The organism is Microbacterium sp. GQ128 (assembly GCF_059758615.1).
In genome coordinates, this window is the sequence record NZ_JCAXDY010000003.1 from 414,330 (window position 1) to 430,863 (window position 16,534).

Genomic DNA, 16,534 nt, shown 5'->3' on the forward strand with positions numbered 1-16,534 from the left:
AAGGAAGCGCTCATGGCGGCGCTCGCGCTCCCCGGTCCGGCCACCGCGTCACCGCTTCGCGGCGCTGCCCCTGCTCCCACCATCGAGGGCGCATGGGCACGGATCATCGAGCACGCCCCGGATGTTGTCCTGGCTCCGGAACTGTCCGCACAGGTCGAGCTCCTCATCTCCGAGCATGCGTCCGCGGCGGAGCTGAGCGGGTTCGGTCTCACCCCTTCGCGGACGGTGCTGTTCATCGGCCCTCCCGGTGTCGGGAAGACTGTCACCGCCGCGCACGTTGCCGCGCGCCTGAAGGTCCCACTGATGACCGTCAACTTCGCCACGCTGATCTCCAGCCTGATGGGTAAGACCGGGAGCAACTTCCAGGAGCTGGTCGACTCCGCCCATGAAGCCGGCGCCGTGTTGTTTCTGGACGAGTTCGACGCCATCGCGAAATCTCGCGGGGACCAGCAGGACCTGGGGGAGATGAAGCGGGTCGTCAACGTCGTCCTGCAACAGCTGGATGCGTGGCCTGCGGGCCGGCTTCTCATCGCGGCAACCAACCACCCAGAGCTTCTCGACAGTGCGATCTTCCGCCGTTTCGACGCGGAGATCGCGTTCGGTGTGCCCGGACCGGAAGAGCGAAGGCGGTTCCTGGACACCCACGAGGTGTTGGATCGGCTGGAGGTGGCAGCCTCGACGCGGGAAGCGATGGCGCTGTCGTTCGAGGGGGAGACGCTGTCGACACTCGACGTGTGGGTGAAAACGGCCTCGCGGCGCATCGTGTTGGAAGGTCGCACGAGTGCGGCCTCCGACGATCTCCTCACAGCCATCACTGCGGAAGCTCGCCGCCGGGCCACTCAATCTGCGGATGTGCGTGCAGGGCTCGCGCATGCGGCCCACACAATGGGGTGGACACAGCGCAGGACCGCGGACTGGTTGGGCGTCAGCCACGTAACCATCGGCAACGACCTGCGCCGACGATAACAGGGGGAATTATGCCTGAACAGCGAAACGACCGGAGAGTGCTCGTCAACGGAGAGGAACTGTCCTTTTCGACAGACCGCCCGCCGCGCCGGCCCAACAAATACCATCCGAAGACGCTGGATGAAGCGCGTGTGATCCTGCAGCCGCAGCTGCAGCAGGTCATCAACGACATCGAGAACATCAGCCCGGAGCTGCGCGCGGAACGCGTGGTCATCGAGGCCGAAGTGTGGGCGAACTACCTCGCCAACTCGTGGTTCCCTCAGCAGCTGGTGAAGAAGTTGAAGCTCCGCCCGCTCGGCTCACGCGTCGTCCGCGACGGGGTAAAGATCACCGAAGTGACCGGGCAATCGACGTCGGTGTCGAAGTCCTATCTTCTGTCCGCGGATGCCGGCGCGGTCGCCGACATGATGAAGCTGCTGCACGGGGCGAGTGAACCGAGCCTCGCGAAAGCGGCGGAAGAGCTGCGTCAGTTCAATGAGATCAAGGTCTCCCATGCGAAAGAGCGCGGGGCGGCCGCAGAGGGTATTCAATCCTTCGAGGCCGTACTCCATCCAGACCCGGACGAATCGACGGTGGAGCGACGTGTCCGCGCGTCCGCGGCGACGCTGAAGAAGTTCACCTCGCTGGTGGAGTCCGTCGGCGGGGCGGTCGCAGGCGACGCCGATGTCGTCGATGGGCTCACGTTCCTGTCCCTGCAGTTGCCTGCGGATGCCGTGGAGGCGGTCTCCGAGTTCAACCCGCTCCGCTCGCTCACTCCCGCACCGGCGATGGAAATGTTCGCCGACGGCGCTGGCAGTGACGCCGCAGGGGAGATCGCCCTGACTCACGACGTGTCCGGCCTGCCGAAGGTACTGGTCTTCGACGGTGGAGTCGACCACACCGGCGACGTGTTCCGCAACCTCGTCGAGGCGACCGACCTCACGGGCCGCGGGCTGGTGGGTGGGTACGCAATGCACGGTGCTGCCGTCACAGGGGCGGTCCTCTACGGCGACGTGGGCTCACGCGGCTCCTTTGGGCAGCCGGCCGCGCACGTAGCCCACTACCAGGTCATGCCAACACCCGTCCCGCAGGATTCCGCCGAGTATCCGTGGATCCTCGCACAGATCCGCGACATCGTCGAGACGACGGACGCGAAGATCGTGAACCTCAGCCTCGGGCCGAAAGTCCCCGTCGACGACGACGAACCGCACCGGTGGACGGCAGTGCTGGACAAGATCGCCTACGACCGGGGCATCCTGTTCGTGACCGCGGCCGGGAACAACGGCAACAGCACCAGCCCAGACCTCAACCGGGTGCAGGTCCCCGGCGACATGGTGAACGGGCTCACCGTCGGCGCGTGCGATGCGCCGGACTCGTCCCCGATCTGGGCCGCAACATACTACTCCGCCAGCGGACCGGGCCGATCAGGCAATCGGATTCAACCCGCCGTCGTCAGCTACGGGGGTACGCCCGCGCAGCCGTTCGGGCGAATCCGCCCTGACGGTTCCATCGTCCACGACGATCACGGGACGAGCTACTCGACGCCGCTGGTGACAAACCTGATGGCGCGGCTGAGCCGTGAACTCGGTGGTAGAGCGGACGCCCCCACGCTGCGCGCATTGGCCGTACATCTCGCCGAACTCGGAGAGGACCACGACCAGACCCGTGCCGGCCACGGACGCCTGGCCGGAGACGCCGCAACCCTGCTGTCCTGCGACCCGCATGAGGCAACTATCCTGTACCACGGGATCCTTGGCCGCACCGAAGTTCGGGCATTCCCACTCCCGTTCCCGGCGGCCTTTCCCGGAGGGGACATTGACCTCAGCTGGACGGTCGCGTACTCCACCGCGACGGACGCGACCGAGGCAGGCGAGTACACCAACGCGGGACTCGAGGCCAGGTTCCGACCTCACAAGGATAAGCGCACCATGGGATTCGAGACCGATGACGGCACATCCCGCTCCCACGTGGTGAACGTCCGCACCGACGGCACCGACATCGCCGCGCGGATGGCGGAAGGATGGACGTTGCCGTCCGCCGCCCAGTCGCGGTCGCCGAAGACGACGCGACGGTTCGAGGGTGATCTGCGCGAACTCGGGAAGTGGGAAACGATCTGGCACTCCACGGACCGGCTTCGGGCGTCGTCGATGGATCACCCGCAAATCGACATCAACCACCTCAGCCGCGAAGGTGGGCGCATCACTCGTGACACGGAGGACATCGAGTTCACCCTCGTGGTCACCATGCGTTCCCGCGCCGGGAAGGCCCTGTATGACTTGGTGCTCAACGAATTCGATGTTCTCACGCCGCTTCCCGTCGTCGTGCCTGTGACAGCGTCCGTCGACGTCGACGTCGACATCGACACCGAAGTGCAGTAGGCCCTAGCGTCCCGTCGTCCCCGTGCCGGGGACGACGGGACGCCGCAGGACCTGCCCGTCATCGAGCACGAGCCGCATCTCCGCCCCGGCGGGCACTTCATCGGCGCGTAGTGCCCGCGGCGGCGTCGTGTGGAACGGCTCGTACGGGCCGAGCATGCTCCATCCTGGGGGCTCACCCGCGTCTGCGGAGACACGGGCTTCCAGGTCGGGGAGCACATCAACCAGCTCGCCCATCTGAGTGATCATTCTCGTGTCATACCGTTCGGGGGCACGCACCTTACCGGCGAGGTGAACGGCGTCTTTGTCCATCATCACGACGTCGCAGTACGGGATTGCCACGGTCATCGCCTCGATGTCGCGGAGCATGTTCCACGTCCACTCCCGGCGCTGGCGGAAGATGTCGTGCTTCATCTGGGCAGCGAGCAGGGGAGTAGGCACGCGGGCGATGAAATCGGCGACCGTGTCGGTGAACGGCGCCTTCACGTCCGGGGTCGGGAGGATCGTGGCGAAAGACAGCCGGTAGTCGGCAGCCAACCGCGCCAAGATTGCACGATGGTCACTCCACAATTCACGCACTTGGAGGAAACGGAGCAGCGTTGCCGATGCTTGCGGGGCGACGTCCAGCTGTGCGGCGAGAGCCCGCTCCCGCTCCAACCGGCTGGTGGGTGACGCTTCCAGGTCGCGCGGATCCACGTACCCGTACTTCACCAGCCCCGGCAGCGCCGCATCGCTGGGACCGGCGAACAGCATGTACTCGGAAAACTGAGCAAGCTGTCGAAGCCACGCACCGTCCACGTCCTCCACGACACGGTCGCCCGGCGCGACGGGCTTGAAGAACGCGTTCCGGCCCGTGAACGCCCAATGTGCGCCCACCCCCAACGTTTGGATCGGGGAGGGGCGGAACGTGGGGCGCGCGAGAGTTTCGTGCAGCGCAGTGAGGACCTGCTGGGCGATCAGATCGGACTGCTCACGCAACGCGCGAAGTTCGCTGAGTGGTGCAACCACGTCGGCGAGGTCCTGGCGCTGCTGCGGGTCGCGGATACGACCCGTCTCCTCGTACCGTGTCGCGGACAACGGGAACACCACACCCGCGTCCCGGGCCCGACGTACCGCCTCGTACGCGCGAACGTCGTCCGGGTCGCGAGGACGGCCCTTCGCGGCGGCCGCAAACCGAATCCATACCCATTGGTCCAGGAAGACTGTCGGCCATGCTGACTTCATTGAGGAGCTCTTCATCGCGGGCTAGGGAACCCAGCTCGTCTCGTCCGCGCGCGGGCGACGAGCGTTCTCGGACGCGGTCGCCAGTGCCATCGTCGCGTGGCGGGCATGGAACGCGACCCACCGTGCTTCCATAGCTGGGTCGGCGAACGCCCCTCCCACCTGCGCGGACGTCCCTCCTCCGGCGGTGACCTTGACGGCCGCCCACCCGCCTTCCGATTGCGCGAACTGGTAGGTCAGCTGTCCCCATTCGGGAGCGAGGTAGACGACGTGCGCGTCCTCCTTGTCGGCGATGACTGCACCGGAGATATCGCTCGTCACAGGTGTCCCGGACGCGTACCGGGCGTCCCGGTAAGCGAGGCGCGTGTCGCGGAGGGCGATCCGCATCGCCTCTTTCGCGTCGCTGCGGACCGAGCGCCCCTTCGCCGCAGTCTGGTAGCTGAAGTCGATGGTGGTCCCGTCGACACGGTGGATCCAGATGCCGATGGCGTCCCTTCCGACGAACGCCCCGGACGCATCCTGAGTGCGGCCAATGAAGAAATAGTCGACACCCGCACCTACCTTCTCATCGACATCGGGGTGGCGCTCGAGCACCTCGCGAAGCATCAGATCGTGCACGGGGTCGGTGACTCGGTCGCCGACGGCATACCCGGAGGTACGGAGGATGGCACGGAACGCATCCAACGCGGCGGACTGCGTCGGCCAGGCGAACGAGTCCAACTGCACAGGCTTGGCCATGATTCTCCTTCGCGGGTACAGGGTCGCTCACACCATAGCGCCCCTACGCAGCGCCGCACTCGCGACCTGCGTCGTGCCGTGCGACTACTCAGTCCTCTGAGTGAGTGGCCGTGCGGGACGGAACGCTGACTCGCGTGCACAACGAGGAGCCGGACCCGCTGATGTGATCCCAGACATCGGCGCCACGCGGAGACGCCCTCGAACGGCTAGTGCATGACGCCCTAGAACCGGCCGAATCATCCTGGAAGGCTGTCCTGGCGATGTCGTGCTACCTGCTCATCAGAGTATCCGAATCATGGCCACCGGGTGCGCGACCTTCTCCTCCAGATGCGCGGTTCGCCTCCGAATTTCGGCCCAACTGTTAGGAGCGTGTGGGCTGGCACCGTCTCGAGCATGCAAGCGTCAAGGAAACGAGGCAGCGCGTTCACACGACGCGCATAGAGGGGAGCGCCACCCACTCACGAGAAAGAATCTGAAATGCACGCCCCAGTCGCCGCTGTCCTGGACCGAATCGCCCGCGAGTACCCGGGAGTCGCCGTCCGCCAACTCGAGATCAGCGAAACCAACCATGTCCAGCAAGACCTGATCTACCGGGGAGTGCGGGAACTCGATGGAGCGTTCCTGCTTGCGACCAGCGACCCTGACTTCATCAAAGACGAGAGTGCTGCCGTGGACGAGATGGCAGAAATCGCCGTCGAGGCCGTTCGCAGGTTCAATGCGGCCCCTGGTCTGGTAGCGCTGTCCCTGAGGCTCGAGCACAGTAAGGCAGCGAACAGCTGGACGCCGAACACGCTCTATGGCGTGATGGTTGTCGTGCCGCGGTAGTGGCGACGCGGGGCGGACCGCGGGCGCGCTAGGTCAGCCCAGTGCCCATTCAGGCGAAATCCAGAGCTCAGCATCATCCAAACCACGAATCGCAAGCACACTGCCTTCCGTGGGATCGACTGCAATCACAGGTATTCCCGATGGTGCCTTGTTGACGAGGTTCGCCCATGCGCGACGTGTGACGTCTCGGGGGCGGAACACCGAGACGACGAAGCAGGAACGATCCGCGAGTGTGACAGACTTCATCGCTCCCACCGGCGCCCTCCGTTGACGCGCCAGAGCGTCTTCAATCTCCCACTGAGTTCGATGGGGGAGTCTGCTGAGTCCCGAGAAGGCGCGTAGCCATTCTTTCGGTCGGGAAATCTCGAGTGCATCGATATTTCGGCTAATCAGGGGACTATGCTTCCGCTGCAACCATCGTGATCTGGGAGCGCTGGACCCGTACGCTCGGTGAATTGCCTGGTCGACGTCGGTTTGGAATGTTGGCTTGATGACGTAGTGAGTGTCCTTTGGGGGGCGTCTCCTCCAATCGTCTCTGGGGTTGGTGAAGTAGCCTCCAACCATCTCGAACTCGTCGGACACAGCGACCCACGGACGTCGCTGGTGCACCAGCCTGTGATCTAGGTATGCGACGAAATCTGCTGCTGAGTCAAAGAGCGTTTCGAAGCAGGCGAACTTATCGGCAGAAATGATCATTGCGGCGTCTGCTGTGGGGAGAACCCCGGCCTCAACGAGCTCGTGGACTGCAAGCTCAATACCCCACCACCCGTTGAACGAAGCGACAAGTCGATACGCTCGGCGCACCTGCGGCAACATCGTGCCGTCGGCCAACTCCGCGGTACCCGCTTCGAGGGTGCGAGCAATGGAAACAACCTGCTCAACACCTCGGCTGATGTCATGGCGAAGGACATTGACAACATCCGTGTGCGCTGAGCGCATTGACGGGATCATCTGCGGCGCCTTCGTTTCAACGCAGATAGCGATGTCGTCGTATAGGGCGACTACGTCTCGCTCCTGGAGCCGCCCGTCAATGAGCCAGTCAGCACCCACGAACGTGCGGCATCCGGGTAGGATCCTGCTCAGCGACCCGGCGACTACATCATCAAGCATTCGTGCCCGAAGATCGGGGTAGTTCCCGTGCGATTTCCCCTCTGCGCGGAGAAGACGGCCGAGCGCGTGATCGAGTAACTCGTGACGGTCGCAGACAACGCGCCTTGGCAGGAGGAGTAGTGCTCTTCCCTCAACCGCGATGAAGGGATGACTGCGAAGATCTGACGCCCCGCTTGCAGGGTCTGAGGGGGAGAGAGTCAGGTCGCGAATGCACGCGTCGTCACTAAGCCCAGCATCAGCTGCCAGGTCGTTTACAAACGCGCTGACGCTTACCGCGTCCATCACTTGTTCTGCTATTTGCCGGCGAGATCCTGAGTTCCGCGCTGAGATCAGGATCGAGTGAATTCGACGTTGATAGTCATCGATGGCGAGGTCTGTACTCTCAAGAAACCTCACGAGGTGGCTGCGCGAAATCGCCCGATTGTGTTCGACAGCAGAGGCGAGGAGCCGACCAGCAAGGTCCCTGGCGATGGGGGCATAGGTAGCGCCTAGGTCACCTGCCATCACGGACCTCTGTCTGAGCCTGGTGAAGGATGTATCGCCTGTCGTCGGTAGGTAGTACTCGATGAGTAGGTTCCGGCGCGCTACGTCGAGGGCATCCAGAACCTCAGCCCACGTCGGCGGGCGCCCGGCCGACATCATGGCAAGGCGGCTCAGCCATTCCACTTCACGGTCGTAAAGTCCGGGGGCGCCGAAGCTATCGGATCCCGGGCGTTCGGGTAGCGCCCCGAGGCCGGATACCGCGGCAAGTAGGTACGCGCCGTGAACGCCATGCAAGCGGCCTTGCAACGAGGCTCGCTGGCGTCCGGCGAAGGCAGGCAGTTGCTGTGCGGCGCTCTTCAGCACCTTCTGGTCGGGTACAGTTCCGGTTCGGGTCTGCGCACCCGGGTTCTCGTAGCCGTTAGCGATTTCCGCCACTTTCGCCATGAGCGGGCGAGCCGTGGTTGGGTCGCACGCCGCCGAAACAATGATGTTGAACTCGTGGAAACCAACCTCGTCCCAGGGGAGAGGAAGCTGTGGAACATGCATGCGTGGACGCTACCGCGACCTTCAGACGTCGATGCTCAGCCTTTCCCAATGGCTAGCTGAGAGTTCACATGTGGCGTGCTTCGCCCCGCAAGACGAGAGGCGTCGGGAGCTCGTCCAGGTTCGCGGGTGCCGTCCCATCGGCGTCGAGCGCGTCGGCGTGGTACGCCTTATCGCGTTCACGTTGCACAGCTACTCGTGCCGATCCGAGTGCATCAAGAAGCGCGTGACCGTACCGTTCGCGTCGGGCTCGACGAGACTCAGACCGTGACCTTGACCAGGCCACAACGCCACCGGCCGCAGCGCCCACCAGGGCGGCGGAGACTGGCACCGCCCAATACGTGTTGTAGGCAGCGAAGAAAGCCCAGATGTCCATGTTGAGAACGTAGTCGACCAAACGACGGTAGGTGCTCGGGCCGGGGACGGCATGAAGGTAGCCCGCTACCTTCCAGAAAGCTTTCCACGTTGGTGTGGCGATTCTTACGAAGGTGTGCTGTCGCCAAAAGGTGCGGAGCGCTTACTCTTGGCGGCGGAAATCCTTGCGGGTGGAGGCGGCGCGCGTGCGGTGTTTCGTCATGCCTACATGAGTGCGGCAGCGACGTGGCCGTGAAAGGCGAAAGACCGGTGCTCGCAACGGATTGACACCTGCGGTGCGGCCGCAATGGGTTCGAGCGGCTACATACGAGCAGGCCATCGTGTCGCACCCTTGTGCCAGCCAGCCCTGTCATTCAACGGCGTCGTGAACACTGGTGTTGGCCCGCAGCTGTACGCAATCGCGCTCCTGCGGCCACTCAAGGTGCGATGTTGTGGCTCGCGCCCAGGATCATGCCGCGAGAGTGGTGCCTGTAATAGGGCGTGCGGAGGGCAAGTGAGCAGAGCTGAAGTCACCAGTGCTAAGGCTGCACTAGGTTCTCGAGGGGTTTACAGACTTGGGGCTCAGAATGACAGTGTGCAGGTGAGGCTCCAGGGCATTCATGCTGTCGGCAAGCTCGGCGTGGCACGACAAGCTGGTCAGCAGATCGCTGAGACTGTCGGTGAAGCTGCGCTGGTTCACGATGGTGCCTTGGGTGCGCTTCTGTGGTAAGTGGGCGAAGAGCCAGGGCCCGTCGTGATGCGGCTTCCGAGCGCTTCCCGAAGAGACCTGCTCCGCCGCGTCCATGGAGGAGGGTTTCGCTCCTTCTCGTAGTGTCGTTGCTGGCGCTCCTTGCCGCATGCTGCTGGCCGGCGACTCCGGAAGAGGCCGTCGCACTTGGGCTGTCCACTTCTGTGCATGGTCGTTGCGACCTCAAGTACGAGGCGACGAACCCACCGATCACGAGCGAGACACGCGCCGAATCAGTCATCCACGTATCATCAACTCGTCGACTCGAGTGTGTTGGACATCGCTTCACCCCGGCAGGTTTCGGGCAGCTACTGTCCGCGGGCTTCGTGGGGGCACTTCTCGCAGTCGTGCTTTCGTGGATCAGGCGCAGGACATGGCGGGTCCTCGCGAACGCCCTCGTGGTCGTGGGTGGAATCTGGCTCTTCATGGCCACGCTGGGCACACACACCACTTCGGTGACGCTACCCACGGGGGAGGCTGAGGTCCCGGGCTTGTGGGAGGTGTGGCAGCTGCAAGTAGTGGCGAATGCCTCCTCTCTCGCGGTCGGTGCGGTGACCGGGATCCTTGCAACAGGTTTGTCGGTCAGCTTGGCGCGCACCCGTTGATCGACTCATGCTCAGACGTTCGTCGGATGCTGGTTACAACGATCGGGACTCGCGGACGTGGGTGGAGGGCGGCATCTCAAGTCAGTTGGCCAGCGCCGCACCAGCGCGACCGCGCGGGCAGCAGCAAGTTCACGGTGGCACACGCCATCTCGCTTGTTCGCCGTCACCCTGGCTTCCCGAAGGATTCATGGCGGGCCGGTAGCCGAATCACGCGGCGTAAGCACGGATGATTATGTCGAGGACAACGGATGGAGCAGTAGCAGTGGAATGGTTTGGTGATCTTCCGACATGGGTGACCGCGGGTGCTGTTGTCTTCACCGGTTCGCAGTACGTACTCGAGCGCAAGCGGCACCGCGCTGAGCGGGAACGAACCGCCCGAGCTCAGGCGGTCGAGTTGTCTGCGTGGGTTGTGTCCGACCGGGATAGCTCCCCGAAAGCGTTGGGCGTTCTGATCTCGAATCAGTCGCGTTCGACCTTCCACGATATTCATCTCGACGCCGTCCTTTTCGGCGAAACCGGTCTTCCTCCCATCACTCTGCGGGTGCTGCCTCCGGGGCAGTACTTCATCAGGCGACTGAAGACCGCGTGGGACTATGCCCTATCCGTGGAAGAGTATGGCGGTTTCCTCCGTCCTTACACTCTGACTGACGGCTACTACGTGGAGTCGATGAGCTTCAGCGACGCAGATGATCAACGCTGGTCGGTCAACCGGCACATGGTGCTGACGCGATCAGCCGCCGCTTCAAGCGCCGTAGCGGACTAGGCGAGACGCATGTCTTGATCGGGCGGAGGATTATCTCCAAGCAGGCGGAGGATCGGCGGATTCTCGCGACAACGAGGGGCCCGGAAACACGCGGCAGGATGAGATCTACGTACAACTCACCAATCACTGTGATGGTCCGAAAGGCCGCCGACTCGAGTCGGCGGCCTTTCGGCGTGCTACGGCTCTTTGCAGGCGCGCACCGGGCAGGCTCCTCGACGGGCACTCGGATCGCGATCGCTCATGTCGTACACAGGTCGCCGAGGCCCGCTACAGTCTGAACCGAACCGTCTACGAGAGGCAGCACCGATGGCCGATGAAGCAAGGCTCGCCCAGCTCGAGGAGGAGCACCGCGAACTCGTGCTGCGGCGGTTCGACCGCAAGGACGCATGGGGGCTCGGGCGTCTCATCGCAGAAAGAGCACTCGAAGCAGGCCACCCGGTCGCCGTCGACGTTCGCACCTCGTCAGGGATCCTGTTCCATGCGTCGCTGCCGGGCGCGACCGCCGACAACGATTCCTGGGTGGAGAAGAAGGCCGCGACGGCCCTCCGCTTCGAAACGAGCACTGCGCTGCTGGAAGCGCGCATCGAGAACGGCGGACGCGATATGCACGAACCGGGTTGGCTCGATCCCGCTGCCTACGCCGTCGCGGGCGGTGCTGTGCCCATCCGCGTGGAGGGAGTGGGCGTGGTCGCGGTCGCGACGATGTCGGGGCTGCCCTCGGCAGAGGATCACGACAACGTCGCCGACGGCATCCGCGGTCTAGGGCTCCTCGTCGGCTAGCACCACCGGGGCGCTGCCCGTCAGCGCGTACTCGGTGCCGTCCGCGCGGCGTTCCACGAGCTGGTAGTCCACGAGGTATCGGCGCAGCACCGCCACGTCCTCGGAGTAGGGGAGTAGCCGCGCATTCACTTCCCGTTCCGGCAGCACTTCGTCGGCGGAGAAGACCTCGCGGGCGACCCAGGCGAGGAGCTCGCCGCGCTCTTGCAGGTTCGCCGGGTACTGGCGGATTCGCTTCCCGTCCGTGAACCGTTCGATCCCTTCGCGTCGGGCAACGGGCGCTGATGCAAGGATCTCGCGGAACACGTCGGGCGCGAGTGCCTGGGTTTCCGCGTCGACCAGTCCGCTCTGCACGATGGCCTCCGATACCCGCCGACGTCGGGAGGGGGAGAGGTCGGCCGTGGCCGTCTCGACGGTGCCACCGAGCATCACCTCGGCCGCGACCCGGCGCGTCTCCGGGTTCGCGAGAACGGCGATCAGCGGGCGCCAGGCGTGCGAATCGTTCATCTCATCATCTTCTTCCTCAGCAGGGCCCGTGCTCCTGCGCTGATCGCAGGGCGTCGTCGGCAGGTTGCTGCTGCGCGAGGGGTGGCTAACATGTTAGTCGCCCTGCTCGTGTGTGCGCATCGATTGACGCGATAACGGGTGACACCGAGGCCCTCCATCCGTCACACTGAGTCCCATGGGATCAGCGTTGACCACCATCGGACTACCCGTCGCTCTGGGCATCATCATGCTGGGGCTCGGGCTCAGCCTCACCCTCGCCGACTTCGCGAGGGTGCTGAAGCAGCCGAAGGCGGTGATCATCGCACTGCTCTGCCAGCTCGTCCTGCTGCCGGCGATCTGCTTCGGACTCGTGCTGGCGTTCCAGCTCCCGCCGATCCTGGCGGTCGGCATGATGATGCTGGCCGCGTCTCCCGGCGGAACCACCGCCAACCTCTACAGCCACCTGTTCCGCGGGGACATCGCGCTGAACATCTCGCTCACTGCGGTCAACTCGGTCATCGCGGTGATCACCCTTCCGATCATCACCAACTTCGCCATCGCCTACTTCCAGCCGTTCGACGACCGACTCGGACTGCAGTGGTCGAAGGCACTCGAGGTCTTCGCGATCGTGCTGCTGCCGGTGGCGCTGGGCATGCTCGTGCGGCGCTTCTGGCCGAAGTTCGCCACGGGCATGGACAAGCCGGTGCGCATCGCCTCGGTCATCATCCTGATCGTCGTGATCGCCGGCGCTGTGGCCTCGAACTGGACGCTGCTGGTGGCCAACTTCACGCAACTCGCCCTCATCACCGTGCTGTTCTGTCTGATCAGCCTCGCCATTGGGTTCCTGGTCCCTCGGATGCTGCGGGTGGGGAAGCGGCAGGCGATCGCCACGTCGTTCGAGATCGGCATCCACAACGCGACGCTCGCGATCGTGATCGCGCAGTCCGTGCTCGGCTCCGTGGAGCTGAGCCTCCCCGCAGCCGTCTACGGAGTGCTCATGTTCTTCATCGCGTTCGGCTTCGGCTTCCTCATCCGGGATCGGTCGGACGCGGGCGCAGAAGATGTCACGGCGCCGTCGGGCGTCGAGCGTTCATAGACTGGAGCGATGCGACCGCTCACAGAGGCCGACGTCAGGTCATCGTTCGTCAATGCGGATGCCGATGAGCTGCGGACCATGGAGATGCCGCACGACTTCGTGCTCATCGACTGGGACTACCTCGACTTCTTCGCCTGGCAGGATCCGAGCGCCACTCGCCGAGGCTACGTGCTGATCCCGCACGGTGACGGGGTCGTCGGCATCGTGCTTCGCGCCACCGAGCCGGGGCGCGGACGCTCCGGCATGTGCAACATCTGCCACACCATGCAGCCGGGCAACCAGATCGCGCTCCTCTCCGCACGGCGCGCCGGCGAGGCGGGGCGACGGGGGGACTCGTTCGGCACGTACATGTGCGCCGACCTCTCCTGCCACGACAACGTGCGTCTGGCGCACCCGCTCGCGCCCAACGAGATCAGGACTCCCGGGCAGGTCGACTTCCGACTCGACGGCACACGGCGACGGATGGAGAGCTTCGTCTCGCGGGTCTGGGAACAGAGCTGATCGCGGTTACGCTGGACCACACGTCCTGTGCTCGAAGGAGAAGCCATGAGTGATGCCATCCTGTTCGCCGTCGAAGAGGGTATGGCTCGGCTCACGCTGAACCGCCCTGCTCGACTCAACGCGTTCAACGCCGACCTCGCGCACGCGTGGAGAAATGCGACCGCCGAGGCGACATCGCGTCCGAACGTGAAGGCGATCCTCATCGATGCGGCAGGCCCCGCATTCTGTGCCGGCGGCGATGTCATCGACATGGCCACGACGATGGGCGCGTCCGGAGCGGAGATCACCGCGCTCGCCGAGGTGATCAACGCCGGTATCCGTTCACTCACAGAGTCTGCGGTGCCCGTGGTCGCGGCCGCGCACGGAACCACGGCCGGCGGAGGCCTCGGCATCCTGCTCTCCAGCGACTACGCGGTTGTGGGCTCGCGTTCCAAGCTCGGCAGCCTGTACGCGAACATCGGCCTGACTCCCGACCTCTCGGTCTCGGCGCAGCTCGCCCGAGCCGTGGGCCAGCGGCGCGCGTTGCAGCTCGTGCTCCAGGATCGGCTGCTGTCGGCATCGGAGGCGGTGGAGTGGGGACTCGTGGCCGAGGCCGTGACGGGCGCGGACGGGTCCGCCGAGGCGGATGCCGTACGCGCTCGCGGTGAGGAGATCGCTCGCTTCTGGCTCGCCGGAGCGGCCGACGCGTATGGGCAGGCGAAGCGGCTCGTGCGCTCGCAGCCCGAACGCTCATTCGTCGAGCAGCTGACGGAGGAGGCGCGGTCGATCGGCGCAGCCCTGGAGACTCCGGATGCCCAAGCCCGGGTCGCCGCTTTCGCCGCCGCATCCGCGAAGAAGTCGGGCTGACCTCTCCTCCCCGCATCGGCGTTCTCCGGAGACTTCTCCTCAGTGCGGCGCTCGGCCGTCGGCTGTGGCGATGCGCGTGGCAGGATGAAGGCATCGCCGCTCGACGAGAGGATCGCCATGTCCCAGCCGGACATCACCACGCAGCCGCAGGGTGAGAAGAAGAATATGTCGCTGCTGATCCGAGGGTCGCTCTGGATCGCCATCGGGGCCCTGATCGCCGCAGCGCTCGTGTGCGTCATCTGGGTGCTCGTGGGAGACCAGGACGGTCTGATCGGAAGGGCGTTCCTGACGATCCTGCTCCTGGCGGCTTTCGCAGGGATCGCGATCCTCGAGGCGGGCCTCGCACCGAATCGCCCCGACTGGCTGCAACTGGCCAGCATGGTGAGCTGGATCGTGGCGCTGCTGGTGGGTGCCGTCAAGATCTGGCTTCCCGAAGAGGGTGTGTTCTTCGGGGCGGAGCGCTTCTTCCAGCTGCTGCTCGTCATCGGCATCCTTCAGCTCGCACTCCTGCATGTGCGTCTGTTCACCCCGGCCGCGCAGCGCCACGTCACGACATTCACGCGAGTGATCTACATCGTCACGGTCACGTTCCTGGTCGGACTCGTCGGCATGCTCGTGTTCTTCCTCGCCTTCCCGAACACCTTCCACTACGGCGAGCTGTACTGGCGGATCGTCGTCGCGCTGACGATCCTCGTCGCCGTCGGAACCACGCTCATCCCGCTGCTCAATGCGCTGTTCGCGCCGAAGAAGAAGTCCTCGGCGGCTCCGGCTCTGGCCGCGGCCCCGTCGTGGCCGACCTATGCCGATGGCATCACCCCGCTGCCGGCGCTTCCCGACTCCTCTCCCGACTGGAACGCCTACTACACCGGCTACCCGACGCCCCAGCAGCCGCAGCTTGCAGCGCCCACCACGAGCTTCCCGGTCGCGCCGCAGCCCGCACCGCCGCAGCCCGCACCGCCGCAGCCCGCACCGCCGCAGTCCGCACCGCCCGCGGCTCCGGGTGGCCACCTCGTTCCACCCGCTCCTGCCGGAGGCCAGCCGCCGACCCCGCAGCAGGGCGAACCGCCGGCGTTCCCCCCGCCGCCCCCCGTACCGCAGCAGCCCGCGCCGTGACGCTCGAGATCGAGCTCGGCGAGCTCGCGACCGAGATCGCCCGGGAAGCCGGGGCGCTCGCCCGCACCCGTCGGTCCGAGGGCGTGCGTCTCGCGGCGACCAAGTCGACGCTCGCTGACATCGTGACCGATGCCGATCGCGAGGTCGAGGCCCTCATCCGAGAGCGCCTGCGCACCGCCCGCCCTGAAGACGGCTTCCTCGGCGAGGAGTCGGGGGCAGAGCAGGGCGCGAGCGGGATCACGTGGGTCGTCGATCCGATCGACGGCACGGTGAACTATGCCTACGGCATCCCGGCGTACAACGTCAGCATCGCGGCCGTGCAGGGCGAACCCGATCCGGAGTCGTGGGTGGCGCTCGCTGCAGCCGTCGACGCGCCCGCTCTCGGCGAGACCTTCACTGCGGCTCGCGATCACGGGGCATGGTTGAAGGGAAGTCGCCTCGCGGTGACCGAAGAGACTCCCGCGGGTGCGCTCCTCGGTACCGGTTTCGGCTACGACCCCGCCACCCATGACGGCGACCTCGCCACGGTGGCGCGGGTCATGCCGATGGCACGCGATCTCCGACGCATGGGTGCTGCGGCGCTCGACCTCGCCTACGTCGCCGCCGGGCGACTCGACGGGTACTTCGAGCGCGGGCTCCGCCCCTGGGACCATGCCGCGGGGGCGCTCCTGATCACGGAGGCGGGAGGCCGCGTCTCCAGAATCGACGTCGGGTCACCGCGCCCGATGCTCGTCGCGGGAGGACGCGATGTGCACGCGCGTCTGCTCGGGATCCTCGCCCCGAAACACTGATCGATTCATGGCATTCCCAGGCTGATCAGGGTAGGGTTTACCCGATCGTTACTTTCGCCACCCGAAGGTGAAAGTGTGAGTTTGCCCCCCGAGCTTGACGTACGACCGAGAGAAACGCTTTGCCCTTCGAGAATCCCCAGGCTGCCTCTGCGCCCACGCGCCGGTCCAGCCGACTCCGCATTGAGGCGCCCGAAGCCTCCGCGGCGGGAACGAC

The 16,534-nt window shown here is 65.3% G+C and carries 14 protein-coding genes; 10 read left to right on the forward strand and 4 right to left on the reverse strand.

Translation table 11 applies throughout. The annotated features are described in order from the left end of the window. Positions 1-12 precede the first annotated feature (12 nt). Positions 13-966 (forward strand): AAA family ATPase, encoded by a 954-nt coding sequence (locus AC6CHX_RS12090; RefSeq protein ID WP_498273020.1) that lies wholly within the window; start codon positions 13-15, stop codon positions 964-966. Between the two features lie 950 nt (positions 967-1,916). Then, positions 1,917-3,323, forward strand: a complete 1,407-nt coding sequence (locus AC6CHX_RS12095) for a S8 family peptidase (RefSeq protein ID WP_498273207.1) — start codon at positions 1,917-1,919, stop codon at positions 3,321-3,323. 3 nt (positions 3,324-3,326) lie between these two features. On the opposite strand, the gene AC6CHX_RS12100 is transcribed toward AC6CHX_RS12095, so the two are convergent. Both AC6CHX_RS12100 and AC6CHX_RS12105 read right to left on the reverse strand, forming a co-directional pair. Then, a complete protein-coding gene (locus tag AC6CHX_RS12100; RefSeq protein WP_498273021.1) occupies positions 3,327-4,544 on the reverse strand; it encodes a hypothetical protein in 1,218 nt (405 codons plus the stop codon). Positions 4,545-4,565: 21 nt separating this feature from the next. Continuing rightward, positions 4,566-5,279, reverse strand: coding sequence for a DCL family protein (locus AC6CHX_RS12105; RefSeq protein ID WP_498273022.1), 714 nt, complete (start codon positions 5,277-5,279; stop codon positions 4,566-4,568). A gap of 477 nt (positions 5,280-5,756) precedes the next feature. On the opposite strand from AC6CHX_RS12105, the gene AC6CHX_RS12110 reads away from it, so the two are divergent. Beyond that, the gene (locus AC6CHX_RS12110; protein WP_498273023.1) at positions 5,757-6,104 is read left to right on the forward strand and encodes a hypothetical protein; all 348 of its coding nucleotides are present in this window, start codon (positions 5,757-5,759) and stop codon (positions 6,102-6,104) included. Between the two features lie 33 nt (positions 6,105-6,137). On the opposite strand, the gene AC6CHX_RS12115 is transcribed toward AC6CHX_RS12110, so the two are convergent. Continuing rightward, on the reverse strand, positions 6,138-8,243 hold the full coding sequence (locus AC6CHX_RS12115) for a hypothetical protein (RefSeq protein ID WP_498273024.1): 2,106 nt from the start codon (positions 8,241-8,243) through the stop codon (positions 6,138-6,140). A 1,966-nt stretch (positions 8,244-10,209) separates the two neighbouring features. Between AC6CHX_RS12115 and AC6CHX_RS12120 the strand changes: the two genes are divergently transcribed. Both AC6CHX_RS12120 and AC6CHX_RS12125 read left to right on the forward strand, forming a co-directional pair. Then, a complete protein-coding gene (locus AC6CHX_RS12120; protein ID WP_498273025.1) occupies positions 10,210-10,710 on the forward strand; it encodes a hypothetical protein in 501 nt (166 codons plus the stop codon). A gap of 306 nt (positions 10,711-11,016) precedes the next feature. Then, positions 11,017-11,490: a heme-binding protein gene (locus AC6CHX_RS12125; protein WP_498273026.1), complete on the forward strand. Its 474-nt coding sequence runs from the start codon at positions 11,017-11,019 to the stop codon at positions 11,488-11,490. On the opposite strand, the gene AC6CHX_RS12130 is transcribed toward AC6CHX_RS12125, so the two are convergent. Beyond that, a complete protein-coding gene (locus tag AC6CHX_RS12130; protein ID WP_498273027.1) occupies positions 11,470-11,994 on the reverse strand; it encodes a DUF2087 domain-containing protein in 525 nt (174 codons plus the stop codon). The two genes, AC6CHX_RS12125 and AC6CHX_RS12130, sit on opposite strands and share 21 nt — an antisense overlap. Positions 11,995-12,169: 175 nt before the next feature. Here AC6CHX_RS12130 and AC6CHX_RS12135 point away from each other — a divergent pair, with 175 nt between their 5' ends. The 5 genes from AC6CHX_RS12135 (at position 12,170) to AC6CHX_RS12155 (ending at position 16,320) form a co-directional block, all read left to right on the forward strand. After that, positions 12,170-13,069: a bile acid:sodium symporter family protein gene (locus AC6CHX_RS12135; RefSeq protein ID WP_498273028.1), complete on the forward strand. Its 900-nt coding sequence runs from the start codon at positions 12,170-12,172 to the stop codon at positions 13,067-13,069. Between the two features lie 9 nt (positions 13,070-13,078). Then, positions 13,079-13,570 carry an FBP domain-containing protein gene (locus AC6CHX_RS12140; protein ID WP_498273029.1) on the forward strand — a complete coding sequence of 164 codons (492 nt, stop codon included), beginning with the start codon at positions 13,079-13,081 and terminating at the stop codon, positions 13,568-13,570. 45 nt (positions 13,571-13,615) lie between these two features. Beyond that, positions 13,616-14,416 carry an enoyl-CoA hydratase/isomerase family protein gene (locus tag AC6CHX_RS12145; protein WP_498273030.1) on the forward strand — a complete coding sequence of 267 codons (801 nt, stop codon included), beginning with the start codon at positions 13,616-13,618 and terminating at the stop codon, positions 14,414-14,416. Positions 14,417-14,533: 117 nt separating this feature from the next. After that, a complete protein-coding gene (locus AC6CHX_RS12150) occupies positions 14,534-15,529 on the forward strand; it encodes a hypothetical protein (RefSeq protein ID WP_498273031.1) in 996 nt (331 codons plus the stop codon). Continuing rightward, positions 15,526-16,320: an inositol monophosphatase family protein gene (locus AC6CHX_RS12155; protein WP_498273032.1), complete on the forward strand. Its 795-nt coding sequence runs from the start codon at positions 15,526-15,528 to the stop codon at positions 16,318-16,320. The genes AC6CHX_RS12150 and AC6CHX_RS12155 overlap by 4 nt, the downstream gene beginning before the upstream one ends. Positions 16,321-16,534 lie beyond the last annotated feature (214 nt).